This window comes from Deltaproteobacteria bacterium, from assembly GCA_009692615.1.
Lineage (GTDB): Bacteria > Desulfobacterota > Binatia > UBA9968 > UBA9968 > DP-20.
This window is the reverse complement of sequence record SHYW01000079.1, coordinates 1-25085: the sequence shown is the minus strand read 5'-3', so window position 1 is coordinate 25085 and position 25085 is coordinate 1. Positions and strand designations below refer to the sequence as shown.

General features: G+C 56.9%; 28 protein-coding genes and 1 tRNA gene. 15 read left to right on the top strand and 14 right to left on the bottom strand.

All coding sequences use genetic code 11. From position 1 onward, the window contains the following. Positions 1-249 precede the first annotated feature (249 nt). Both rimI and EXR70_17610 read right to left on the bottom strand, forming a co-directional pair. Complete coding sequence (gene rimI / locus EXR70_17615; protein ID MSP40309.1) at positions 250-753, bottom strand: ribosomal-protein-alanine N-acetyltransferase; 504 nt, start codon at positions 751-753, stop codon at positions 250-252. Positions 754-808: 55 nt separating this feature from the next. After that, positions 809-2134, bottom strand: a complete 1326-nt coding sequence (locus EXR70_17610) for a YfhL family 4Fe-4S dicluster ferredoxin (protein ID MSP40308.1) — start codon at positions 2132-2134, stop codon at positions 809-811. 113 nt (positions 2135-2247) lie between these two features. Between EXR70_17610 and EXR70_17605 the strand changes: the two genes are divergently transcribed. After that, a tRNA-Cys gene (locus tag EXR70_17605) sits at positions 2248-2323 on the top strand. 55 nt (positions 2324-2378) lie between these two features. On the opposite strand, the gene grxC is transcribed toward EXR70_17605, so the two are convergent. Next, complete coding sequence (gene grxC, locus EXR70_17600) at positions 2379-2642, bottom strand: glutaredoxin 3 (GenBank protein MSP40307.1); 264 nt, start codon at positions 2640-2642, stop codon at positions 2379-2381. Between the two features lie 85 nt (positions 2643-2727). Between grxC and EXR70_17595 the strand changes: the two genes are divergently transcribed. After that, the gene (locus EXR70_17595; GenBank protein MSP40306.1) at positions 2728-3324 is read left to right on the top strand and encodes a dephospho-CoA kinase; all 597 of its coding nucleotides are present in this window, start codon (positions 2728-2730) and stop codon (positions 3322-3324) included. Here EXR70_17595 and efp read toward each other — a convergent pair. The 8 genes from efp to pncA form a co-directional block, all read right to left on the bottom strand. After that, positions 3317-3877 (bottom strand): elongation factor P, encoded by a 561-nt coding sequence (gene efp, locus EXR70_17590; GenBank protein ID MSP40305.1) that lies wholly within the window; start codon positions 3875-3877, stop codon positions 3317-3319. The two genes, EXR70_17595 and efp, sit on opposite strands and share 8 nt — an antisense overlap. Positions 3878-3975: 98 nt before the next feature. Next, positions 3976-5199 carry a Glu/Leu/Phe/Val dehydrogenase gene (locus EXR70_17585; protein ID MSP40304.1) on the bottom strand — a complete coding sequence of 408 codons (1224 nt, stop codon included), beginning with the start codon at positions 5197-5199 and terminating at the stop codon, positions 3976-3978. A 70-nt stretch (positions 5200-5269) separates the two neighbouring features. Beyond that, positions 5270-5614: a histidine triad nucleotide-binding protein gene (locus EXR70_17580; GenBank protein MSP40303.1), complete on the bottom strand. Its 345-nt coding sequence runs from the start codon at positions 5612-5614 to the stop codon at positions 5270-5272. 24 nt (positions 5615-5638) lie between these two features. Next, complete coding sequence (locus EXR70_17575) at positions 5639-6013, bottom strand: Rieske (2Fe-2S) protein (GenBank protein ID MSP40302.1); 375 nt, start codon at positions 6011-6013, stop codon at positions 5639-5641. A 19-nt stretch (positions 6014-6032) separates the two neighbouring features. Further along, positions 6033-6416, bottom strand: coding sequence for a Rieske (2Fe-2S) protein (locus EXR70_17570; GenBank protein MSP40301.1), 384 nt, complete (start codon positions 6414-6416; stop codon positions 6033-6035). A 111-nt stretch (positions 6417-6527) separates the two neighbouring features. Next, positions 6528-6851, bottom strand: coding sequence for a hypothetical protein (locus EXR70_17565; protein MSP40300.1), 324 nt, complete (start codon positions 6849-6851; stop codon positions 6528-6530). 18 nt (positions 6852-6869) lie between these two features. Further along, a complete protein-coding gene (locus EXR70_17560) occupies positions 6870-7673 on the bottom strand; it encodes a 3'(2'),5'-bisphosphate nucleotidase CysQ (protein MSP40299.1) in 804 nt (267 codons plus the stop codon). Between the two features lie 73 nt (positions 7674-7746). After that, entirely contained in the window at positions 7747-8337 is a 591-nt protein-coding gene (gene pncA / locus EXR70_17555; protein MSP40298.1) for a bifunctional nicotinamidase/pyrazinamidase, read from the bottom strand. 86 nt (positions 8338-8423) lie between these two features. Between pncA and EXR70_17550 the strand changes: the two genes are divergently transcribed. From EXR70_17550 to EXR70_17540, 3 genes are all read left to right on the top strand, one after another. Further along, positions 8424-9146, top strand: a complete 723-nt coding sequence (locus EXR70_17550; GenBank protein ID MSP40297.1) for an HAD family hydrolase — start codon at positions 8424-8426, stop codon at positions 9144-9146. 50 nt (positions 9147-9196) lie between these two features. Further along, complete coding sequence (locus EXR70_17545) at positions 9197-9916, top strand: dienelactone hydrolase family protein (GenBank protein ID MSP40296.1); 720 nt, start codon at positions 9197-9199, stop codon at positions 9914-9916. Positions 9917-10087: 171 nt separating this feature from the next. Next, positions 10088-10762, top strand: coding sequence for a sensor histidine kinase (locus tag EXR70_17540; GenBank protein ID MSP40295.1), 675 nt, complete (start codon positions 10088-10090; stop codon positions 10760-10762). 60 nt (positions 10763-10822) lie between these two features. Here the strand turns inward: EXR70_17540 and EXR70_17535 are convergent, their stop codons facing one another. Next, positions 10823-11323: a GNAT family N-acetyltransferase gene (locus EXR70_17535; protein MSP40294.1), complete on the bottom strand. Its 501-nt coding sequence runs from the start codon at positions 11321-11323 to the stop codon at positions 10823-10825. Between the two features lie 78 nt (positions 11324-11401). Next, a complete protein-coding gene (locus EXR70_17530; protein ID MSP40293.1) occupies positions 11402-13687 on the bottom strand; it encodes a xanthine dehydrogenase family protein molybdopterin-binding subunit in 2286 nt (761 codons plus the stop codon). A gap of 172 nt (positions 13688-13859) precedes the next feature. Between EXR70_17530 and sfsA the strand changes: the two genes are divergently transcribed. The 10 genes from sfsA (at position 13860) to EXR70_17480 (ending at position 23562) form a co-directional block, all read left to right on the top strand. Continuing rightward, the gene (gene sfsA, locus EXR70_17525) at positions 13860-14555 is read left to right on the top strand and encodes a DNA/RNA nuclease SfsA (protein MSP40292.1); all 696 of its coding nucleotides are present in this window, start codon (positions 13860-13862) and stop codon (positions 14553-14555) included. 189 nt (positions 14556-14744) lie between these two features. Beyond that, complete coding sequence (locus EXR70_17520) at positions 14745-15374, top strand: hypothetical protein (protein ID MSP40291.1); 630 nt, start codon at positions 14745-14747, stop codon at positions 15372-15374. Between the two features lie 41 nt (positions 15375-15415). Continuing rightward, positions 15416-16384, top strand: coding sequence for an aldolase (locus EXR70_17515; protein MSP40290.1), 969 nt, complete (start codon positions 15416-15418; stop codon positions 16382-16384). A 324-nt stretch (positions 16385-16708) separates the two neighbouring features. Further along, complete coding sequence (locus EXR70_17510) at positions 16709-17602, top strand: ethanolamine ammonia lyase-activating protein (protein ID MSP40289.1); 894 nt, start codon at positions 16709-16711, stop codon at positions 17600-17602. 127 nt (positions 17603-17729) lie between these two features. Continuing rightward, complete coding sequence (locus EXR70_17505) at positions 17730-18488, top strand: hypothetical protein (GenBank protein ID MSP40288.1); 759 nt, start codon at positions 17730-17732, stop codon at positions 18486-18488. Next, on the top strand, positions 18485-20611 hold the full coding sequence (locus EXR70_17500) for a cupin domain-containing protein (protein ID MSP40287.1): 2127 nt from the start codon (positions 18485-18487) through the stop codon (positions 20609-20611). Before EXR70_17505 ends, EXR70_17500 begins: the two co-directional genes overlap by 4 nt. Before the next feature lie 81 nt (positions 20612-20692). Further along, entirely contained in the window at positions 20693-20923 is a 231-nt protein-coding gene (locus EXR70_17495) for a hypothetical protein (GenBank protein MSP40286.1), read from the top strand. Further along, entirely contained in the window at positions 20923-21198 is a 276-nt protein-coding gene (locus EXR70_17490; GenBank protein ID MSP40285.1) for a hypothetical protein, read from the top strand. The genes EXR70_17495 and EXR70_17490 overlap by 1 nt, the downstream gene beginning before the upstream one ends. Before the next feature lie 194 nt (positions 21199-21392). Beyond that, positions 21393-22511 carry a hypothetical protein gene (locus EXR70_17485; protein MSP40284.1) on the top strand — a complete coding sequence of 373 codons (1119 nt, stop codon included), beginning with the start codon at positions 21393-21395 and terminating at the stop codon, positions 22509-22511. After that, the gene (locus EXR70_17480; GenBank protein ID MSP40283.1) at positions 22504-23562 is read left to right on the top strand and encodes an ABC transporter substrate-binding protein; all 1059 of its coding nucleotides are present in this window, start codon (positions 22504-22506) and stop codon (positions 23560-23562) included. Before EXR70_17485 ends, EXR70_17480 begins: the two co-directional genes overlap by 8 nt. 236 nt (positions 23563-23798) lie before the next feature. On the opposite strand, the gene EXR70_17475 is transcribed toward EXR70_17480, so the two are convergent. Beyond that, the gene (locus EXR70_17475) at positions 23799-24395 is read right to left on the bottom strand and encodes a class I SAM-dependent methyltransferase (GenBank protein MSP40282.1); all 597 of its coding nucleotides are present in this window, start codon (positions 24393-24395) and stop codon (positions 23799-23801) included. Between the last annotated feature and the right edge of the window lie 690 nt (positions 24396-25085).

The window sequence follows — 25085 nt, the reverse complement described above, 5'->3', positions numbered from 1 at the left end:
ACGACGCACACACTTCGCCTATATCGAACCAACTCCAACAAGGTGGGGTTCCGCTATGGCCAGGTTTCTAACTTACGACCTCAACCCAACGCACTACCCTGACATAATCGCGTTGCTGTTAACATGACATATTGACGTTGCCACGACAGGGTTGTGAAGATTCCATGAAAGAATAATTCTTTCAATGCTTTAGATATGTAATATCGATCTGGCACGAATAGCGAGAAAGCTCATCCCATACATCAGTTTCTAGCCGATGTGCGGGACATCCAAGGTCATCGCTAGGGCGTCTTCGCCGTTGTCCGAATAATAGCCTTTTCGGACTCCCGTGGTGAGAAAACCGCAGGACTCATAAAGCCTTTGCGCTGGTGAATTAGACTTCCGAACCTCAAGTGTCACTCGACTAATAAGTTGAGCCGATGCCTGGGCCAAAATTTGGGTCAGAAGTAAGCGCCCGATACCGCGCCGGCGATAATCGATGTGCGTGGCAAGATTGTGGATATCGATCATCTCCGGCAGCAGCCAGTAGAGAGCATAGCCCACGATTTTGCCGTCGGCTTCGGCCAGGATCGAGCGCGCACAAGTCACTTGAAGCTCTTGGAGAAAGAAACCTTGGCTCCAAGGAAAGCGATAAGCGCTGCGCTCGATGACCATAATCTCATCGATGTCAGCCATCGTCATCGGCCGAAAGCGCAGGTTTTCGCCAGACGCAAAAAAGCCACAGGTGCTTTCGCGACCCTGTGGCTTTTCCATCGGATTCGGTTTCGTTTTAGATTCGCTATCGATCACTGCTCGCCTACGCAACCAGCTAAGCCTTTACCAGCATCACTTCGAGGAGCTTATTCCCGAACTGGTGTGCGAATCCGCTGATTCGCTGTTGGAAAGGAATGATGGTGGTAAACTCCGGCGGAAAGGCGCCGACGCTGGAGGAGATTTTCCGCACGTTTTCATCTAGACACTTGCCCTTAACTACCAACTGTCCATCTTTAAGCGCTAGATCATAATCGTAGTCGGGCATTTCATCAGGCATTTGATCGCGGCGCGCAACGCCGATCTCCGGCACCCAGCGAGGAAACTCCAGACGCACGAGATAGGCGCCGCCCCGGTCCTCCACGGTGTAAACATTGCCGTAGCGCCGTTCCCGTTCGAGCTTATCGACGAAGCCGCCGGAATAGAAACCGTCCACCGGAATCGGCAACTCTCTGACTAAGCCCAAGTGTTTGGCGAAAAATGATTCAGCGAACAAGCTGAGTGGGCCGCCATAGATCGCCCCTGGAAATTTCATCTCATCGGCCGGCTTCGCATGAAAGATGCCGTCTCTTAAGCGAAAGATTCCTTCGGTCGCCGCCAGCACGAACGCAACCAAGACCCAGATATTCGTGTCGCGGCTAAAAATCGCCTCGGGCTTATCGGGGCCGGCGGCCACGGCGATAATCACCAGCGCCACCATGGGATAGAGCACGGCGTTATGAACGATATTGAGCGCCGTGCTGCCCGCGGCGGTAAATGACGAACTTTGCAGCGCCACTTCGAGCCGTTTCTTGAAGCGATGCGGAAACGCCCCGATGACCGGTTGTAGGAGAATCGCGGCGAGCCGCGGCAGGCCAGTCAAAGTACCGGCGCCGGTGGTGAACTGAGTTGAGACGTCGGCGAAACTTCCCGCCACTTCATTGGTGAAAGTCTTTTTCGCGCGCGGTTCCTGTTTGAGAGCCACGGGCTTTGGCGCTGCAACCTTCGGCGGCAACTTAGCCGCCGCGGCAGCGGCCACCGGTTTTGCCGCCCCAACTGGCGCGGCGCCAACCGCTGGCGCAGTTGGCGCTACGGCAGTTGCTACCGGTGCGGTCGAGCCTTTGCGAAATCGTGATTGGAAGCTGTCGCCAAAATTGGTTTCCGGATGGATCGTACGAGCGCGGGCGATCAGCGCCTCTTCACTTTCAATATTTTTCGGATCGGTGATACAAACGTCCACCGGACAAACTGCGGCACAGGCTTCATAGTCGTGAAAGCCGACACACTCAGTGCATAAAATCGGATCGATGACGAAAATCGGATCGCCTTGCGAAATCGCGTTATTCGGACACTCCGGCTCGCATGCGCCGCAGTTAATACAATCACTGGCGATCATTGTTGCCATCGAATAAACTCCCCCTAAGCTCTTAAATGAATTACTGGTTTTCCCTCGGGAAGTCAATATTTTTGCGTCTGGTTTGCATGTCGCGAATAGATCATGTTAGCTATTTCTCCGAGGGCGGCGTACCCAAGTGGTTAAGGGAGAGGTCTGCAAAACCTCGATTCAGCGGTTCGAATCCGCTCGCCGCCTCCAATTTTTTACTTTTCTCGATTGTATAATTCTTCCAATCAGGCTCGAAATCGCGGGACTATTCGCTCGCTGTCCCGAGCAAGCGATCGAGTTCGCCGCGGTCATCCAAGCTTTGCATATCGTCAAATCCGCCGATCGGCACATCGTCGATGAAAATCTGCGGCACCGTCCAGCGTTGCGACAAGCGCTCCATCTCGGCGCGCTTCTCCGCATCGTGGGTGACGTCGATCTCTTCAAACTTGACCTTCTTGGCGCGCAACAACGCTTTAGCGCCGGTGCAGTAGGGACAATAGTTGGTCGTGTAAATAATCACTTGGGCCATGTTGGATTCTCCCGCGAATTCTCAAGCTCCATTCATTTTAGCCACTTTGCTTGAAAGCCACTAGCGATTTTGCAATTACTGAGACGTGAAATTAGTTGGCTTAACCGGCGGCATCGCGTCTGGAAAAACTACCGTGGCAAATATTTTCCAGCGCCTCGGCGCGGCGCTCGTCGATGCCGATGTGTTATCGCGCGAGGTCGTCGAGCCCGGCCAAGCGGCGTGGCAAGAAATCGTCTCGACCTTCGGCGCGGAAGTGCTGCAAGAAGACCGCACCCTCGACCGGCAAAAGCTACGCACGATCATTTTTAATAATCCCAACGCGCGCAAACAGCTTGAAGCGATCATCCACCCGCGGGTCCGCGCCCTGGCGGAGCAGCGAATCAGCGAACACCGCGCAGCGGGCGTCGCGGGCGTCATCTACGTCGTGCCGCTGCTTTTCGAAGGAAATCTGCAAGACGGGCTGCGGCCGGTGATTCTGGTGGCCTGCAATGTCGAGGTCCAGCGTCGGCGTTTAGAACAACGCGACCAGCTTGATAGCGCGACGGCGCAAAAACATATCGACGCGCAAATGAGTCTGGAAGAAAAGCGGCGTCGGGCCGATTTCGTGATCGAAAATAATGCCGGCTTAGAAGATCTCGAACGGCAAGTTCGCGAAGTCTACGCCAAGCTCCAAGCTACTTAACCCGTTCCAAATAGGTGCCGTCTACTGGATTGACCCGCACCTTGTCGCCGACCTGGACGAAGGGCGGGACCAGAACCGTCACGCCGGTTTCCAACTTCGCGTGTTTATAGGAAGCGCTCGCCGTCGCGCCCTTCATCGACGGTTCGGTGTCGACCACTTCGAGATCGACGCTTGACGGCGGATTGATGCCCACCGCTTTCTCGTCATGGAACTCGATGCCGACCACTGTGTTGGGCAATAAAAATTTCAGTAGACCGCCGATATCTTCCGCCGACAACGACACCTGCTCGTAGTTCTGCGTGTCCATGAACGTATGCATGTCGCCTTCGGCGTAGAGGTACTGCATTTGCCGGTTGTCCATGATCGCCTGATCGACGCGGTCTTCAGAGCGAAATTTATATTCCGTACCGATTCCGGTGCGTATATTTTTCATTTTAGTTTGCATGAAGCCGCGCTTGTTGCCCGGCGTCAAGTGATGCACGGCGGTAACCCGGAACAGGTCGCCTTCGTGAACGATAATCATCCCCGGTCGCAGTTGAGTCGCTTGAACCATTCTAGCCCATACCTTCCACTAAAAAGTATAAAATTGTTAGCAGTTTCTCGGTGCTGCTTCAATGCGGCTCCAACGGCGACACGACGCGACGGATCGATTTATGCGTAGAGCCCGCGCCAGAGCATCGCTTTGGTGACGCGCTCGATGCCGATCATGAGCGCGGCCATGCGCATGTCGACCTTTTGCTTTTGGCTCATGTCGAGCACTTCGTGAAACGCCTTGACGAGGATATCGCGGAGCTTTTTATTGACCTCGTCTTCGGTCCAGAAAAAGTTCTGCAGATCCTGCACCCACTCAAAGTACGACACCACGACGCCGCCGGCGTTGGCGAGAATGTCGGGAATGAGAAATATGCCTTTGTCGCGCAGAATCGCATCCGCTTCCGGCGTGGTCGGACCGTTGGCGCCTTCAGCCAGCAGTCGGCATTGAATACGCGCGGCGTTGTCTTTGGTGATTTGCATCTCCATCGCCGCCGGCACCAAGATGTCGCACTTCAATTCTAATAATTCCGCATTGGTTATCTTGTCGCCGTACGGACAGCCGTCGAGGCTGTGATTTTTGTCCGCCACTTCGAGCAGTTTTTCCACCGGCAAGCCTTTGGTATCGACAAAACCGCCGGTGCGGTCGGCGATGCCGATGACTTTGACACCGGCAGTGGTAAGCTCTTTAGCTGACACCGAACCGACGTTGCCAAAGCCCTGCACTACCGCCGTGCATTTGGACAGATCCAGGTTCAAATGTTTCGCCGCCTCGATGATCGTGTACACGACACCGCGGCCGGTGGCATCGCGCCGGCCCAAAGTCCCGCCAATCGCCACCGGCTTGCCGGTAACGACTTCAGGGACGGCATGCCCTTTATGCTGCGAATAAGTATCCATCATCCACGCCATGGTCTGCTCGTTGGTGCCCATGTCGGGCGCGGGAATGTCCAGCTCCGGGCCGATGAAGTTCAAAATCTCGGCGGTGAAACGGCGGGTCATCGATTGTAATTCATGACGCGACAGCTCTGCTGGATCGCAGGCGATGCCGCCTTTGGCGCCGCCCAGCGGCAAACCGACTAACGAACATTTCCAGGTCATCCACATAGCGAGCGCGGAGACCTCGCCAAGATTGACCGCCGGATGATAGCGGATGCCGCCTTTGAACGGACCGAGCACGTCGTTGTGCTGCACGCGGTATCCGGTGAAGACATGCACCCGGCCATCGTCCATGCGCGTCGGCACGCTGACGATCAACGCCCGGTCGGGCCGGCACAAGCGCGCCGACAGATTTGCATCGATGCCGAGCTTCGCGGCGGCGACATCGAACTGCTGCACCGCCATCTCGTTGGTTTCGCTGCGCCATTCTAAAGTGGCCATAGTCCTCCCAAGCTGCTTTGATGAATCGTGAGATTTAACCGGGTGGCCAGCTCATTTGCCGGCCGCCGAGCAAGTGGTAGTGCAGATGGAAAACGCTCTGACCGGCGTCGGCCCCGGAGTTAACGACAACGCGATATCCGCTGTCGACGATGCCCTGCTCGCGCGCCAGCCGAGCCGCAACCTGAAAGATCCGACCGATCAACTCGCGATCGGCCTCGCCAATATCCGACACGCTGACGATATGCTTGCGCGGAATGATCAGAATATGCACCGGCGCCTTGGGCGCGATGTCTTTGAAGGCTAGCGCGACATCGTCTTGATAGACGATATTCGCCTTAATCTTTCCCTCGACGATGCTACAGAATAAACAGTCGCTCATGATGTTTCCTTGGAACAATCCATATCAAGCGTCGTCGCTGGCGCCGGGCAGGCGCGCGTAGATTTGGCCGTCGTCGATTTCAATCGGCATGCTTTGCAAAGACAGTCCGACGCAGGGGCCCCAGACGCATTCACCCGACGGCGGCTCGAAAACCGCGCCGTGCGTCGCGCACATGAGATAACGGTTATCCGAGCTGAAGAACTGATTGTTGACCCAGTCGAGGGTAATTCCGGTATGCGGACAGCGGTTGATATAAGCGAAGTGATCGCCGTGGTAATTCACCAGCAACCCTTCGAGATCGCGCCCGGCGCGGCGCATGGTAAACTTCTTGCTCGTGCCATGTTCGAGCTCGCCCACAGCGGCGACCAATTTCCCCGCCGGTTTTTTCTTTCCAGCCATAAGTTTTACCTATCCTATTCTATTCTCCCATGGGCCTCAAATCGCCCTCGGGACAACCGACCAAGACATCGCTGCCATCGACGCGCACCGGCAAGCGATAGAGCGACTCGCCTTTGCACGGGCCGGAGACGCACTCGCCGGTGGCGAACGCGTACAGCGCGCCGTGAGTATAGCATTGCAAGAAGCGGCCGTCGTCGCTCAAAAACTCGTCGCGCACGAAATCCAGCGGCGTCGGCATGTGGCGGCAGCGGTTGACGTAGGCGTAGTAGCTGCCTTGGTCGTTTATCAGAAATCCATCGAGACGATACTTTTGACAGATCAGCCAGAATTTTTTCACCGCGCCCGGCTGGAGGTCGCCGACTCGCGCGATAACCCGACCGCCCTCGCGGCTCTCTTCCTGCATGCATTTTTTGTCGCGCCAGAATTTCCAACGGTGAATTGCCAGCGCGGCCAGATAAAGCACCAGAAAGATCACCGAAAGATAGATCGTGATGACCATGGCTAAGGAATCGAATCAGTCGGAATCTTTGTCGACGAGGGTGCGAATGCGTTTGACGCCGTCGGCGGTTTGCCGGCCCGAGATGCCCATCACCCGCATCAGCTCGCTGGTCATCTCCGCGGTCACTTGATCCTGCACGCTGCCTTTGCCGTCGGGGTCGGCTTGAATGAATTTTAGAATTTTTTCCTTGTCGATGCCGGTGCTCTCCATGCCGTCGAGAAACTGACCAAAGCTCACTTTGCCGCGCAGCTCGGCGACTTTGGCTAAAAGTTTTTTGCAGTCGGCGCAAACTCGGCCGAACAAGCCGGCGCGCTCGCAACAATAAACGCATTGGCGCATAACAGTCTCAATACCGCATCAGCGCGGCGCCGCCGCCGCGGCCGCCCACAAGCCTTGCAAGCCGGCCGTTAAGTTTGAATTGGCCGCGACCACGCCTTTATGTTTGGGCGACTGGCGATTGAACGTCATTGGCTTGCCGTCGCCGTCGACCGCTTTGCCGCCCGCCTCTTCGACCAACAGCACGCCGGCGCAAATGTCCCATTCGTGAATATTGCGAAAGGTCAGCGTGCCGTCCCCGTCGCCGCCGGCGATCTTCGCTAAACGATAGGCGATGCTGCCGACAGGGCGGATCGCGCAACGGTCGACAAACACTTGAAAGCGCTTCGCCGGCTCGGAGCGGCTCACCAGTAACTTCGCGCCGTCGATCTCAGTGCGCACGCTGACGCGAATCGGCGCGCCGTTGAGAAAGGCGCCCTGCCCGGCCGCGGCTTGGTAGAAGCGTTCTTTAGCCGGATTGAAAACAATCGCGACCTTGGGCCGGCCGTCGACGACCAAGCCGATGGATATGGCGAACTGGTCCACGCCTTCGATGAACTCTTTAGTGCCGTCGATGGGATCGACCACCCAGACGCGCGACAGGCTCAAGCGCCGCGCGTCGTCTTGATCTTCTTCCGACAGCCAGCCGTCGGCGGGAAAATTTTTCTCGATCGCTTCGTGAATGATCCGGTTCGCTTCCAGATCGGCGCTGGTGACCGGATTGTTCTTGCTCTTCTCACGCACGTCGAACTTGCCTTTGAACACCGCCATGACGGCAACGCCGGCCGCGCGCGCCGCCTGCTCGGCGACGGCAAGCTCCGCGCCGTAGGAAAATTTATCACTCACACTGACCCTCGGAAAAAACTTCCATGCATCGATTAAACACTAGAACCCCATTGGCGGCAACCGCGGCGCGCGGTCAGAGCGGCAATTCGGCAACATCGCCGAGCAGCGCGGCACCGGCTCCCACCATCTCGGCCACCGCCCGGTGGGAATCGCCCGGCGCGAGATCGACGCCGCGAATGCAGTCTTCGAGCAAAGCCACGGCGAATCCCAGCTTCAACCCGTCGAGTACTGTTTGTTTGACGCAATAGTCGGTGGCGAGGCCGCCGACGAAAATCTTGGTCGCGTGAGCCGCGCGCAGCAACTCCACCAGACCGATGCCGCAAACATCGACACTATCAAAAGCGGAATAACTGTCGGCGTCCGCGGCCATTCCCTTGGAGACAATCGTCGTACCACCGACAAGCTTAAGCGCCGAATGAAACTCCGCGCCGAAACTTCCCTGCACGCAATGTACCGGCCATTGACCGCCGTGAATTTTAAAATGGCGAGTCACAAGGGGATGCCAGTCGCGGCTTACGAAGATCGGCAGCCCCGCCTCGACAAAACGCTCTATGTAACCATTGAGCGCCGGCACCACCTGATCGCCATCGGCAACCGCTAAAGCGCCGCCCGGGCAAAAATCGTTTTGCACATCGACGATCACCAATGCGGCGTTTTTCTCCATCGATTTCGATTATAAAGGATGCTACCGTTCATGCAATCGAACATCGTTGCCGCAAGCGTGCTATCCGGCAATTTGAAATCTGAAATATGAAATCTGAGTTTCCGAGCAACGCGAGGATAAAGGCAGTTTACTTCGACGCCGCCGGGACGTTGATCAAACCGACGAGACGCGTGGGCGAGAGTTACGCCGCCATCGCCGCCAAGTATGGCAAGACGGTTGTGCCGAGCGATCTGTTCGAACGCTTTCGCAGCTGTTTCGCCGCCGCACCGCGCCTCGCCTTTGCCAACGCCGCGCCGGACGAGATTGCCGGGCTCGAACGCGAGTGGTGGAAAACAGTTGTCGGCCAAGTTTTCGAACCCTTTGGCCCTTTCGACAACTTCGACGATTATTTCGACGAGCTGTTCGGCTATTTTGCCGAGCCCAGCGCTTGGACGCTTTTTCCGGAAGTCCTCGCCACGCTATCGGCGCTCCAGCGGCGCGGCGTCACCCTCGCGGTGATTTCAAATTTCGATTCGCGTCTGCTGTCAATTCTCGACGGCCTCAACATCGCATCAAGGTTCGAGACCATCTTAGTCTCAAGCCGCGTCGGCTACGCCAAACCGGACCCAAAAATTTTCGCCGCCGCCCTGGACCGGCACGGGTTGCGGCCGGAACAGGCGCTGCATGTCGGCGACGATGAAGACAACGATTTACACGGCGCCGAAAACGCCGGCCTGTCCGGGCTGCTGATCGATCGCCAGCAAGCAGCAAGCCAGAACGCGCCCAAGCACATCGCCAGCCTAGAAGAGATTATCAGCCGTCTCGGTTAACCTAAAAAAATAAGACAAGGCATTTCACGACAGCAATTAGGAGCACTCAAATGACTTCAGCTATTTCAACGTGGCAACAAACCGAATCCGATGGCAATCCGATGCCGATACATGTGAGCGCGCCTGAAGGCGCGGGAACATTTCCGGCGATCGTCGTGATCCAACACCAGAGCGGCGTCGACGAGTTTATCCAAGCCATGACGCGCCGACTGGCCGAGCAGGGCTATGTCGCCGCCGCGCCGGATCTCTATCATCGCGACGGGCCTAACTGCCAAGACGACCTGCGCACGCGCAGCACGCGCTTGAGCGATCGCCGCGTCACCGGCGATGTCGGCGCCTGCGTGGAATTTCTCAAACGGCAAAGCACTGTCGACGCCAAGCGCATCGGTATCATCGGCTTCTGCATGGGCGGCCGGGTGTGTTATCTCATGGCGGCGGCGATCCCCGATTTCAAAGCAGCGGTGACTTTTTACCCCGGCAACACCGGACGCGCCTGGGGTCGCGACATTCCGTCGCCTCTCGAACGCACGGTGGAAATTCGCTGCCCGGTGCAAGGCCACTTCGGCAACGACGACAAAAATCCCGCGCCGGAAGACCGCGCGAAACTCGATGCCGAACTGCTCAAGCATGGCAAGCTCCATGAATTTTTCGCTTATGCCGACGCCGGTCATGCCTTCATGGACGACACTAAGGAGAGCCACCGGCCCCAGGCCGAAGCCCAAGCCTGGCCGCGAACCAGCGATTTTTTTCACCGCCATCTAAAAGGCTAAACCGTCATTCGTGTCCTGCCGATGAAAGCTAGAGTGCGCCATCCGACGCAAGACAGCGGTAAAGTTAACCGTGCCACATGGCCGAGGGGTCAAAAGCGACCCAGAATGGAAAAATTTGACATGCAATTCTAGCGGAACTATCGTACAATACCGCTAGTTGAGACCACCCCTATGAAATCCAGCGCCTCCGCCAAAGCCAAACCGGCAACCGCCAACGACGCCGTTCTCGCCGCCGTGTTGGAAGAGCGCCAAAGAATTTCCCGCGAGCTGCATGACCGGGCGCTGCAATTATTATCCACGGCCCGTCTGCGCATCGAGCGCTGCTACCGTCAAGCCGATTTGGGCGCGGATGAACTCAAAGCCGAATTGGCCGCCGTGGAAGAAAATCTCGACCGCAGCATCACCGAGATCCGCAACATCCTTTCGGAAAATCAACTCGATGACCAGTTGCAGGCCGGCTCTCTGGAACGGCGGCTCAAAGAGGAGTTAAAAATCTTTAGCGCCCGCGCCGGCTTCAAGATCGATTTTCAATGCGCCATCGCCAACCACAACTTACCGACGCCCATCGAGCGCGAACTCTATTTCGCCTTGCGCGAAGGCGTGCTCAATGCGATTCGCCACTCACGGGCGACCGAGTTGCAACTATCGCTCGCCCAGAACCGCAACGTTTGCGAAGCCAAACTGCGCGACAATGGCGTCGGCTTCGCCGTGGCCGCCACCGAAGGCACGAGCCACTACGGGCTCAAAGGCATGCGCGAGAGAATTAGAAAAATCGGCGGCGAATTGTCACTGCAAAGCGCACCCGGCCGCGGCACTGAAATCCGTATCACGGTACCGCTCGAGTAACCACACCGCTCAGAGCGACGCAACCCAACTCAAGCCGTCAATAAAAGTTGTCGGTAAAAACTAATCCCGCGCCAGTTTTTTCAGATTCGCCCCAGTGATGCGGAAGGTCGTCCACTCGCTCATCGGCATGGCGCCAAGTTTCTTATAAAAATTGATCGCCGGTTCGTTCCAATCCAGCACCGACCACTCCAACCGCCCACAGTTGCGCTCGTCCGCCACCTTGGCGACATGGTGCAACAACGCGCCGCCAAAGCCGCGCCGGCGCAAATTCTCTTCAATGAACAGATCTTCGATAAAAATTCCCGGCTGGCCGAGAAAGGTCGAATAGTTGTGAAAGAACAATACGAAACCCACCGGGGCCTTTTTATAGTAAGCGATGGCGACCTCGGCGGTGCGGCGCCGGCCGAACAAGGTCTCGCGCAGCCCCGCTTCCGTCGCGACAACTTCGTGCGACAAACGCTCATAGTCCGCGAGCTTTTTGATGAACGAAAGGATCACGGCGACGTCGTCTTTAGTCGCGGCGCGAATTTGAAAACTGGGAAGATCGGTCGTAGATATCATTGAGACTCCGAATCGTTGCAGAGAAATAAATCACTTGAACAGAGCAAGATAACGATTAATGAACTGACAGTGCGAAATTCACTTACCGGCGTCCCGCAAGGCGCGCCACACCCGCTCCGGCGTCAGCGGTAGGTCGGTGATGCGCACGCCGGTGGCCCGGTGGATCGCGTTACACACCGACGGCGCGACCGAAAGAATCCCGCCTTCGGCCATGCCGCGCACGCCGAACGGGCCGGGGCCGTCGCCGTTTTCCACCAGCTCGGTGTGGAACTCTTCGGGCACTTCGGAAAAAGTCGGGATGCGATAGTCCACTAAATTGGGATTGAGCAACTGGCCGTTGTCGTAAATCAATTGCTCGAAAAAAGTATGGCCGATGCCCTGCATCGCCGCGCCCTCTTCTTGGGCGACGCAATGCTCGGGATGAATCGCCTTGCCGACATCGGCGACGGAAATAAACTTTTTTAATTTTACCGCGCCGGTTTCATGGTCGATCTCAACCTCGGACACACCCATGCCGACTTCCCAAAAAACCGGCAGCTGGTTATTGGTAATCTCCGGTCCAGCTTCGCCGCGGCCGATTAGCTCGCCGCCGGAGCCTTTGCCAAAGCGGCGCTCGAAAGCTTCTTTAAACGTCAGCCGCGACTCGCCGCACACCAGCGCGCCGTCGGCGACTTGAATCTGCTTCGGTTTCACGCCCATCGCCTGGGCGCCGATCTGAATAAACTGTTGGCGCAAATCGCGCGCGGCTTTTTGCACCGCGGTGCCCATCAACGTCGTCGAGCGGCTCGATCCCGTCGAACTATCGTAGGGCGTGACTTTGGTATCGGCGCCGAGCATGCGGAACTGCTCCATCGGCAGGGTCAACTCCTCGGCGGCGATCTGCGTCAACGTCGTGCGCACACCCTGGCCCATCTCGGTGCTGCCGGCGGCGATGTTGGCGACGCCGTCGGACTGCATGCGAATCATCGCCACCGAAACCGGCGTGGCGCCGGCGTTGGTGACCGCGCAGCCCATGCCGATGGCCGCATTCTTTTTCTTGAACGACGATTTCCAATGACTCGCTCGCACCAGGGTTTTCAAGCTCGCGGATAGATTGGCATCGATGCCTTTCAAACCGGGGCGGAGCTCTTGGCCGCGCTTGAGCAAATTTTTCGCCCGCAACTCCGCCGGGTCCATGCCCAACTTGGCGGCGAGAATTTCGATCTGCGACTCGCCGGCGTAAATCACCTGCGGCGCGCCGATGGCGCGGTAGGAACCGGCCGAACCGGTGTTGGTGTAAACTTGATAAGCGTCGGTGCGAATGTTGGGAATCCAGTACGGACCGATCACGCGGGTCGCCGAGCGCGCCGTCACCTGCGGGCCGTTGTCGTCGTAACCGCCGGTGTCGAGATAAATTTCCGCCTCGCGCGCCATGATCGTGCCGTCGAGTTTAACGCCGGTCTTGATCCGCACCCGCGCGCCGTGCCGCCGAACCGTAACCATCGACTCGCCGACCGAATTGCAAATCCGCACCGGCCGCTTCGCTTTGCGCGCCAGCGCGACCACCAACGGCTCGAACTTGGTGTACGATTTGCTGCCGTAACCGCCGCCCAAATAGTTGATGATCAGCCGCACCTTGGCGGCCGGCACTTTGAAAACTTTGGAAATATCGCCGCGCACTTGAAACGGATGCTGCGCGCAAGACCAGACCGTGATCTCGTCGTTGACATCGTAGTGGGCGATCGCCGAGTGCGGCTCCATCGCATAGTGATAGACCATCGGAAAAGTGAAGTGATCTTCGGCGATGACATCCGACTGGGCGAAACCTTCGTCGGCGTTGCCGCGATTGATCTTTTCGTGCGTGCCAATATTGCCGGCTTGGTCGTCATGAACCAAAGGCGCGCCCGGCTTGATCGCCGCCTCGATGCCCACAGCCGCCGGCAACTCTTCATAGTCGACCTGGATCAACCCCAACGCTTCTTCCGCCGTCGCCAAATCTTCAGCCGCCACCGCCGCCACCGGCTCGCCGATGTAGCGCACTTTGTTCATCGCGATCACCGGCCGGCCGTTATAAATCGGATTCAAATCGGCGATATCCGCCGCCGTCAGCACGGCAACAACGCCGGGCAGCGCTTCCGCTTTCGATGCATCAATGGAGCGAATCTGCGCATGGGGATAGGTACTGCGCAAAATCTTGCCGTAAAGCATCCCCGGCACGGCGATGTCGCCGACGAATTTCGCTTGGCCCGTGACCTTTTCCACGCCATCCACGCGCGCGACATTGTGACCGACGTATTTCAACTCTCGCTTAGCCATGAAATCTCCCGAATCAAGAAGCTGTTCATTGATACCTAACAAAGGCGTACCGGCAGTGCAACAAAGCATGGCAATGTAGCGAATATAACCCGATTCCCCGAGTAGCCGCTCTGCGTGGCGTAGCGAGGGACCCTCGATACGCGCTACGCGCTACTCGGGCAATCGGAGTGCAACGAAATCAAATTAGTCCCACTCATTGAGCGCATGTTAATCGCCGGTCATATCGGCTATACATTTTCCCATGCGCTTCAAATCCCCGCTCATCCGCGCCACGCTTGTCCAACGCTACAAACGTTTTCTCGCCGACGTTCGACTGAATAATGGCGAACTGGTCGTCGCCCACTGCACCAACACCGGCAGCATGATGGGCTGCAAGGAACCCGGCAGCGCGGTTTACATTTCGCGCAGCGAAAATTTAAATCGCAAACTGCTCTACACTTGGGAGTTGATCAAAGCCGACAATACTTGGGTGGGCATCAACACCATGCATCCGAACAAACTCGTGCCCGAAGCGATCGAAGCCGGCATCATCGAAGAATTGCGCGGCTACGATACCATCCGCCGCGAAGTCAAAGTCAGCGCCCACAGCCGCCTCGACCTTTGCCTCGAAGGGAAAAAAGGCAACTGCTTCGTCGAAATCAAAAACGTCACGCTGGCGACCAACGGCACCGCGGCGTTTCCCGATACCGTCAGCGAACGGGGTACTAAGCATTTGCGCGAACTGATGCGCCTCAAACGCCAGGGCCATCGCGCCGCCATCGTCTTCGTCATCCAACGCAGCGATTGCGACACCTTTCGCCCCGCCGATGAGATCGACCCAGAATACGGCCGCTGGCTGCGCCGGGCGATCAAAGCGGGAGTCGAGGCGTTGCCTTATCGCGCGAAGGTGACGCCGAAAGAAATTTTATTGACCGAGCGAATCGTCACCAAATTGTAGGGGCAGGCCCACGTGGCTGCCCTCCGGCGAAACATAACGTTAGCACGGACGACCACAGGAGATTGCCCCGACAAAGACCGTGCAAAAGAAAGAAGTTATTGCCACGCGCGCACCGGAAATGTTAAGACGCAAACGAATCACTCGTCAACAATTTGCTCACTCATTATAGAGTTTAGAGGAGAATAAGAAATGAAGTATTTTAAGAGTTTTTTAACATTATTATTGGTCATTTTCTTTGGTTCCTTTATTAACATGGTTTTTGCAAGCGAGCCTGTGCAAGCGCCGGTATTTGAAGATGGTGAATATTGGGTTTTCAGAGCAAAGGAATGGGACTGGATTAGCTCGTCTTCAAGTGCTTTGATCGGCGACTATAAAGTAATTTATAAAAGTGGTGTCTTTAATATCTATATTAAAGACACTATGCAAGAAATAAGATCAGGGCCGATTCTATCGCATTTTGGTAAAGGTACTGCTTACGGGGGAGGAGAATGCTTTCTAGATTTTCCTTTAGCAATGGGCAACAAAAAAGAATGTAAATACGAAATAGTGCTTGTGGGCCAGCGAGACCGAGAAGGGAAATTGCGGTTTCAAGCTGAAACAAGTGCTCTTGGTATGGAAAAAGTTGCAGTGCAAGCGGGAGAATTTGACTCTGTGAAATTATTGCGGGTCGATTATGATGGCGGGTATGGGACCTGGCAATTTACCTACTATTACAGCCCGCAAACGAAAAGCATTATAAAATATCTTTATGATTCCTCGCTCAAAAGCGGCAAAGGTGGCAAGCGGTCAATTGAATTGGTCGCATATGGAAAAGAATAGTTTTTAGAGATAAACATGTTGCTACATTTACGGGAGGAACTATGATCACAGCTCAAGAACTCAAAGGCGCGTTGGCGATTATGCCGACGCCGGCAAAGCCTGGTGCCGAAAAATTAGACGCGACCGACACTGTCGACCTCGACGAAACCGCGCGTCTCGCCGAAGCACTAGTGCGCGACGGCGTCAATGGCATCATGGCGCTCGGCACCATGGGCGAATGCGCGACGACTTCGCAAGCTGACTACGAAGCTTACGTCGACTGCTTGCTGAAGACCGTGCGCGGTCGGATTCCGACTTTCGTTGGCACCACCGCGCTCGGCGGTCACGAGATCGCCCGCAGAATTAAATTCGTCAAAGAACGCGGCGCGACTGGCACGCTCTTGGGCATTCCCATGTGGCAGCCGGCCAACGTTGAAATGGCCGTGAAATTTTACGCGGACGTGGCCGAAACCTTTCCCGATTTTCCAATCATGGTTTACGCCAACCCGCGCGCATTCCGCTTCGACTTCGGCGTCGACTTTTGGGCCGGCGTGGTACAAAAGGCGCCCACCGTCATGTCGGCAAAATTCTCAAGCAAAAACATTTTGAAAGAGTCGGTCGCCGCGAGCAAAGGGAAGGTCAATTTCTTGCCACCCGTCGGCCTCGCCTACGAGTTCGCGCAAATCTCCCCGGCGTCACAAACCACTTGCTGGATTCCGTCGGTCGGACCGCAAGTCGCCATCGCGCTGATGAAAGCGTTGGCTGACGGCAACGCCGCCCAAGCCAAATCGGTTGCCGACGACATCGCCTGGGCCAACGAACCGCACCATGCCATCACCGGCTCGCAAGAAATCTTCGCCTCGTACAACATTCAACTGGAAAAAGTTTTGATGGCCGCGTCAGGCTACTGCAAGACCGGCCCGATCCGGCCGCCTTACAATTATATGCCGGACGATTTCCGCAAAGCCGCGACCGAAGGCGGCCAGCGCTACGCCAAGCTGCGCGAAAAATATTCCAAGCTGATGGGCTAGCCGAAGGAAGAAGAGTTCGGATACTCACCACGAAGGCACGAAGGACACGAAGGTTTCGGAAATAATTTTTTCCGAACTTCGTGCTCTTCGTGCCTTCGTGGTGAAAACTCTCTTCCAGCCTTGGCAGCAACACTCCATCGACACGGAGGCATCTAAGTAAGCATCGATCTAACCAAACAAGCCGCGTACTCGGACAAGACGCCCTACGAAATCTGGCAGCAACAAGAAGCCATACCAATTTACACCGGCCTCGCCATCGACTACCTGCGCACGATAAAGCTCGGTCCGTGGCAGCGCAAAGGCGCCGCCGGCGCGTTCATCAATATGCTTGGCGCCGGAAGGAGCTGCGACGCCTATGTTTGTGAAATTGCCGCGCAGAATCAGACCCACGCCGAGCGCTACCTTTTCGAAGAACTGATCTACGTCGTCAAAGGCCGCGGCGCGACCACGGTCTGGCAAGACGGCGGTCGCAAGCAAACTTTCGAATGGCAAGAAGGCAGCATGTTCTCGCCACCGCTCAACAGCTGGCGCCAGCACTTCAACGCCCAAGGCGACCAACCGGCGCGCTTCATCGCGCTCACCGACGCGCCGGTAATGATCAATCGCTTTCGCAATCTCGACTTCGTGCTGAATAACTCATTCGCTTTCACCGACCGCTTCGGCGGCGAAGACGGCTACTTTAGCGGCAAGGGCCAGGAAGTAACAGCGCATCGCACCTGGGATTCCAACTTCATCGCCGACGTTCCGGGATTCAAATTGTTGGACCACAGCGCTCGCGGCCAAGGCGCGCGCGGCATCTTGCTCCACTTCGCCGCCAACACGATGTCGGCGCATATCGAAGAGTATCCTGTCGGCACCTACCCACGCGCCCATTGGCATGGACCCGGCGCGCATATTTTGATTCTTTCCGGTGAAGGCTACTCGCTTCTTTGGGAGCCCGGCAAAAACCGTCAGCGCATCGATTGGAAACCCGGCAGCCTATTCGCGCCGCCGGCGAAATGGTTTCATCAACATTTCAATCCAGGCAAAGAACCGGCGCGTTACCTCGCATTGAAGCCCTGGGGCTTCACCTATCAAGTGGAAGATCTGGTGAAGACCCTCGAAGTCGAAGCCTCCGGTGGCACGCAGATCGACTACCAAGACCAAGACCCGGAGATACACCAGACCTTCGTGAACGAGTGCGCCAAACGCGGCGTCGAAGTGCGCCTGAAATTTTGAGCAGTTACTTGAAACGGATGGATTCACCACGAAGGACACGAAGAGCACGAAGTTCAGAAAATAATATTTTCGAAACCTTCGTGTCCTTCGTGGTGAAAAAAAACAATCGCAGCATTGGATAATTACCATGAACCTCAAACTCAGCCCCAGTGAAGCCCAAGCTTTCGTCGACGATTTGTACCGCAAAGTCGCGCAACGCTGGGACGAGCGCGTCACCCAGTCGGAATTCATGCGCCAGCTGGTTGCCGGCAAGTTGCCGATGAAAGCCTTCCGCGTGTTTTTTCAAAACTGGGCGGCGTACACCATCGAAATCAACTCGCTGGAGTGCGCGTCCTATCATAAACACATTCACTTCTTCCGCCGCCACCGCGACCTGATGGCGGCGATGGCGGAAAAACTCGCCGACGAACTGATCCATCCCAAACCGCCCGGCCACGTCCACGTCGTCTTGGAAACCGCGAAAGCGTTGGGAATTTCGGAAGACGAAGTGTTCGTCACGCCGATGCTCGCCGAGTTCCGCGCCAAGATCGATTATTTTCGCGCCATCGTTTGGGAAGGCACGGTGGCCGAGTTCTACGCCGCCGGCGCAACGGAAGAGCAATTCGGCCATTGGGCCGGCAAAGTATTCACCGCGCTAACCACCCACTACGGTCTCAGCGCCGAGCAAGCGGCTTATTTCTCTTTGCACGAAGAAGCCGACACCCGTGAACATGAAGGCATCATGGGCCATGGCAGCTTCCGCAAGATGGTCCTGCAGCGCTTGCTCGAAAACGGCGCCGAGGTGAGACCGGGTTACACACTGGAATACTGCGCGCTCACCTCCATGGACCTGCACGGCGCGATCCTGCAAGCGTCTCTGCAAGAAGCGGCACGAGCCGGAGTATGATCGACAACTTTTTTATGAGATTGAATCTGCGTCCGTTCGTCCTGAGCCTGTCGAAGGACTCCGAAAGTAGCCGTGAACAGCCGAACAAATCAGTTTGCCGTAGGAAATTCATTCTCGAACGCCTGTTCTTGTTACTGATTGTTCTCGTCACGCCACTGAAACTAACCGCCCAAGAACAAATCCTGGTCGGCTACGACGGCCACGCCGGCTTTCAAGGCGCCATCTGGGCAACTAAAGACCTCGGCCTATTTGAAAAACACGGACTGAACGGCGAGTTGATCCTGATCCCCGGCAGTGCCCGCGGCATGGCCGCGTTGCTTTCCGGCAGCGTACCGTTCATTCAAGGCTCCGCCACCGCGCCGCTCGCGGCATTCCTGCGCGGTGGTGATGTAGTAATCATCGCCGCCGCCTACAACAAACTGCCCTTGAGCGTGGTGGCGCGCAAGGAATTGCGCGCGCCGGCGGACCTCATCGGCAAGAAACTCGGCATTGTCAATTTCGGCGGCTCCAACGACCTCGGCGTCACTCTGGCGCTCATGGAATGGAACATCCCGCGCAGCGCCGTGACGATACTCGCCGCCGGCGGTGCGCCGGAACGGTTCGCCGCGTTGATGACCGGCAACATCGACGCCACGGTGCTGTCGCCGCCCGAAACCGTCGCCGCCACCCGCGCGGGTTTGCGCATTCTCGCTAACCTTGGCGATTTGAACGCAGCATTTCCGCAAACATTGATCATGGTGCGCCGCTCTTATCTGACGAGCAGACGCGACATCGTGAAACGATTCGTCCGCGCCTATAGCGAAGGTATTTTTGAATTCAAAACCAACCGCGACAAGGCGATCAAGATCTACGCCAGCCGCCTCAAGCAAAAAGACCTGACGATTCTCGAAGAGACCCATAATTTTTACGGTCCGAACTTCTCACTGCCGCCGCGCATCGATCGCAGCGGCATCGCCAACACTCTCGACCTGGTGCGCCAAACCAGCGAGGTCAAAGGCGAGCCCAATCTCGCCAACTTTGTCGACGAGAGCATTATCGACGAACTTGAGCGCGAAGGGTTTTACAAGAAGTTCGGCGCCGGCGGCACCTATCGAAAATGGGTCGACAGCGAAGGCATCCCGCTGGTGGAGAGTTTTTTCGTCGACGACATCGCCACAGTACCGCTCAAACCATGGCCGCGCACCGGCGGCTTGGGCGTGCGGTTGTGTTTGGAAGGCACCGGCGAGACCAACGACGCGTATATCTGTGAAATTCCGCCGGGCAAATCCTTGACGCCGGAAAAACATATGTACGAGGAGTTGATCTACGTCATCAGCGGCCGCGGTGCAGCGACGGTGTGGAATGAAGGCGAACCGAAGAGAACGTTTGAATGGCAAGAAGGCTCGCTGTTCTCGCCGCCGTTAAATTCCTGGCACGAGATTTTTAATGGCAACGGGAGCGAGCCGGCGCGCTTACTCGCCGTCACCAGCGCGCCCTGCATGATGAATCTGATCCATAACACCGACTTTATCTTCAATTGCCCCTACGTCTTCCACGACCGCTATCAATCCCAAGAAGATTATTTCGGCAACCCCGGCACCTGGTACTCCGGCAGAACCTGGAACACCAACTTCGTCGCCGATGTGAAAAATTTAAAACTACTCGAATGGAAAGAGCGCGGCGGCGGCGGCTCGCAAGTCAGATTGGAATTATCGGAGAACACGCTCTGCGGTCACATCTCCCAGTTCGCCGTCGGCGGCTACAAGAAAGCCCACTTCCACGGTCCCGGCGCCCATGTCATCATCCTCGCCGGCACTGGCTACTCGCTCCTCTGGCCGCGCGGCAAAGAAATCAAACGCTTCGACTGGAAACCTGGCAGTCTGGTGGTCCCTCCTGGCGGTTGGTTTCATCAACATTTCAATTCCGGCTCGGTACCCGTGCGCTACTTAGCGCTGCGCTGGGGCAGCCAAAAATACCACGAGATGTGGGGCGAAGGCCGCGGCAAAGCCGACGTCGACGTGAAGATCGGCGGCAATCAGATTGAGTATGAAGATGAAGACTTGCTGGTGCGCAAGATGTTTGACGAGGCCTGCGCGAAAGCCGGCGTGAAGAATTTGATGGAGAAATACTATCCTGCCAAGTAAACGACCGGCCGTTGCCCGTGCACGGCAAAGAACCTATATTTGCAATTGTAATCGAACCTCGACCTGATGAGGGCAATGCTCATGGCCAAAAGCGCGCTTGTGACCAAAGAGAAAATGAAACAGAAGTTCCCCGATCAGTGGCTGCTGTTGAGCGACTACAAACTCGACGCTTCCACCACGCTTCGCCAGGGACGCGTTGTCGCGAACAGCAAAAATAGAGACGACATTCACCGCGCACTGAAAGAACTCAAGGGCAACTTCTGCATCCATTACACCGGCCAACTGCCGCGGGATACCGGCGTCCTATTCTGATGGCGCGCGTCGTCTACGATCCCGCGGCAAAGTCGATTATCGTTGACCTAGTCGTCGCGTCCGCCGACGGCGCTATATCCGCGGTCATTCCCGTGGTACTCGACACAGGAGCAAGCCACACGATCATCGCGACCGATGTCTTAACCCGGCTCGGATACGATCCAGCCAACCCCCTTCTCTATCGTCAACGAATCATAACTGGAAGCGGCATCGAATACGCCCGTCGGTTACCGTTCATTCCGTCACCGCGATCGGACAAAAAGTTTTCGGCCTAGAAGTCGTTTGCCACGACCTTCCCGCTGAAAGCGGCGTCGATGGACTGCTTGGAGTTAACTTTCTCAACCAATTTAAGTTGGTAATCCACTTCCCTCGCGGCGTCATTGACTTGACCAAGGCAAAACATTGACAGCTCGAATGGCGCAAGATACACAGCCTAGCTAAAGACAATGCCGCAAGCGGAGATATTTCCATGCCCGACCTCATCGAACTCTTTCGCACCGGACCGAACAATCTCGGCGGACGCTACATGCGCACGCTTTGGCATCCGATAGTCATCGCCGCCGATTTTAAATCCGGCTGGGCCAAGCCGGTGCAGATTCTCGGCGAGAAGTTTACGCTCTATCGCGGTGAGAGCGGCACGCCGCATCTGACGGCGTTCCGCTGCGCCCATCGCGGCCTGCAACTTTCCGTCGGCTGGGTCGAGGGCGACACGATTCGTTGCCGCTTTCACGGCTGGAGATACGACGGCAGCGGCCAATGCGTCGAAGTGCCGACGGAAGATGAAGCGACAGCTAAAAGCGTGCGGCTGCGCACCTATCCGGTGCGCGAATATTTGGGGCTGATCTTCGCCTACATCGGTGAAGGCGATGCGCCGGAATTTCCCCGCTATCCCGATTTTGAATCCGGCGGCGAGCTGTGGGTTGAAGCATACACGCGGGCCTGTAATTTCGTCATCAACATGGAAAACGACCCGGTGCATATTCCCTTCGCCCACCGCGAGTCCGAACTGTTCGCCAACAAGCCGCCGGAAGTGCCGGTCAAAGTCGACGCCGAAGAGACCGATTGGGGCATCGATATCCGTTCGACCTTCGCCAATGGCTGGGTGCACACCAACCAACGCGGCTGGCCGAACATGACCTGCTTCAAATCGCCGCGCCAGCAACACCGCAGCCATCTCACCTGGCGCGTGCCCATCGACGACGACAATCACTGGAGCTTCCAGGTCGATATCATGTACGAAAGCGCCGGCCCGGAAAAGATGAAACAATATCGCCTACGCCACGACGCGCGCGGCGGTAAGATCGGCCGCTCCTACATTGAACTTGGCGAAGCGATCCTGCGCGGCGATCTGCGCATCCAAGACATCGACGGCGACGACAAAGCCAACATGATCTGGATCCAAGACTACGTCACGCAAGTCGGTCAGGGACCGTTGTCGGAACGAAAGAGCGAACGCTTGATTCGCGCCGACGTAGGCCTGCTGCTCTATCGCAAACTCTGGGAACGTGAAGTCATGGCGTACGCCGAAGGACGGCCATTGAAAAAATGGTATCGCTCCGAAGCGGTGATCAACAGTGAAGATGAGTAAATCTATTTACTCCGTCATGCCGGCGCAGGCCGGCATCCAGGACTTTCGCCATATTCAATCGAAGATCGATACCGGCCTGCGCCGGTGTGGCGGATACGGAAATGCAGCGCCGCTCCGAAAGCTAATCTGCGCAACGTTGCTGCTATTCTTGGCCGCAGTGAATTCACCCGACGCCAAGCCCCTCACCATCGCCTATCCATCCACGACCTGGAACACATCTCTGCCGCTCAGTATGGCGCGCGAGTTCAACATGTTCGCCAGCGAGGGATTGGAAGTCGCGCCGGTCTACATTCGCGGCGGGCCGGTGGTGATCGCTGCGCTCGTAAGCGGCGACGTCGATCTGGCGATCATGGCGGGAACCACCGCGGTCACGAGCATCAGCCGCGGCGCCGACTTGATCATCGTCGGTGGCCACACTGCGCAAATCGATCAAGTGTTGATGGGCGCCAAAGGCGTCAACAAACTCGCCGACCTCAAAGGCAAAGTCATCGGCGTTACCGGTTCCGGCGGCGTCACCGAATTCGCCACCGTCGAAGCGTTGGCGCGCAACGGTTTGGTGCGCGACCGCGATTACAAACTGCTCTATGCCGGCACCAGCCCGACGCGTGTCCGCGCGCTGGAAACCGGCGTGGTGCAGGCCGCGCCCTTCTCCGCCACCGAAACAGTTTTGATGGAACGCCAAGGATTTCCGGTGATCATGGAGATCGGCAAAGCGCTGCCGGAATTTCCCTTCGTCGTCATCGTCGCCCACCGCCAACGGCTCAAGACGAAATCCAGCGAGATCACCGCCTTGTTGCGCGCGCTGAAATCGTCAATGGCTTTGATTCAGAACGACCGCGAGAAAGTTCTAACCGCGGCGGCGAAGAAGGAACCGGGCAGCGACATCGCCGTGCTGCGTAAATCTCTTAGCTACTCGGCGGACACCTACTCCATCGTCCTCACCAAGAAAAACATCGACGCGCTGCTCTACGCCGCCAAACTTTCAACCGGCAGCGCGGAAAAATATTTCACCGACGAGTTTATCTTGAAAGCCAACGCCGCACAGCGCTGAAGCTGATCTGACAGGAAGCGTGTCTGTTTCTGTTCCCCCTTTGGAAAAGGGGGACTAAGGGGGATTTGGTTGCGCGGCGGGGCGAGGTCTTCAAAGCAATTGCGCCCCGATCTGAAACGATGGAGCCACAATAAGAAAATCTCCCCTAACCCCTCTTTTCCAAAGAGGGGGAATCGGACACGCTGCACGGCCGCCAGAGTCCAAACATTTTCGTAAAGGAAGTTTTCGCTAGACCGCTAACGTTTGAACCCGCCGACGATCGCCCGCTTGCCGGCATCCCAGAAACTCTTGACGGTGGCGTAGCCGCCGTCGCGTAGCCACTGCAGCTGCTCTCCCACCGACGGCCGCATGCGGTCGAGGTTGAGAAAGCAGCCGCCGGCGTTGAGTGCGATGAAAGCCTCCGCGTAGATCGAGCGAATGGTTTCGTACTCGCGCACGTTGTGAATCGCGATGGATGACACCACGGCATCGAACGGACCCTGAAGCGTCTTACTCCAACCGGGCTGGCTCAAGTCGCTTTGGATGAACTGCACCCGGCCGGCAAACCGAGCCAAGTGCTCGCGCCCGAGCGCCAACATCTCCGCCGAGCCGTCATGACAAACCGCTTGGGCATTGGGAAACTGAGTCAACAGATACGCCGCCAGCGCGCCGTAGCCCGAGCCGATATCGAGAAACTTGATCGAGGCGTTTTTCTCGAACGGCATGGTTTCCGCGAGCACGGCGAAGGCCGGTTCGCGGTGCGGCTTGCCACCGTCTTGGCGCTCCGCCCAATCGCGCACGTAATCGCGCGAATCCCAATCGTGATGGTCCCACGGATCGGTAATTTTCGCCATGCCTGTTCCTCCTCAACGGTTCAGCTTCGGTTGCCAACTTTTATCAGAACGAACAGCCCAACAGCAATTTCGACATCGAACTTTATTGCACCCTTTGCGTCCCGATCGCCCTGAGCCTGTCGAAGGGTGCGGCCAATTGTCCTCTTCCGCTGCTCTAGCAGGGCGCTGAAAAACCCTTCGGAGTCCTTCGACGGGCTCAGGACGAACGGAACAGAGGTTAAACTCATTGAGGAAAATCCGTTCATGCTGAGCTTGTCGAAGCATGTTCCACTTTTTTCAGCACCCTGCTAATGCAAGAACAACTTCTGATACTCCTTCTTTTTTTCGGCGTAAGTCTTAGCGTCGAGCCGGTCCATCGGCACGAACTTAAGTTTCTCCGCATCCTGTAGCGGCGGGAAGATTCCCTTGCGGTTTACGAACTCGCCCAACTTGGCCATGATCGTCATGCCTTCGCCGCCGAGATAGTAGTCGATGAACGCCTTGCCGGCGTTCGTATGCGGCGCTTTGTTGGCCAGGCCGACGTAGTTACCGTCGCCGAGAAACTGCGGCAGCCGCACGTAATCTAGCGGCGCGCCCTTCTGGCCGAACACGTAAGTGTAATGCACCAGCGTAATGGCGATCGGAGTTTCACCGGTGGCGGCCCGTTCCACCGGCGGCAGCAACGACTCGGCGAGCACCGGCTGGCTCGCC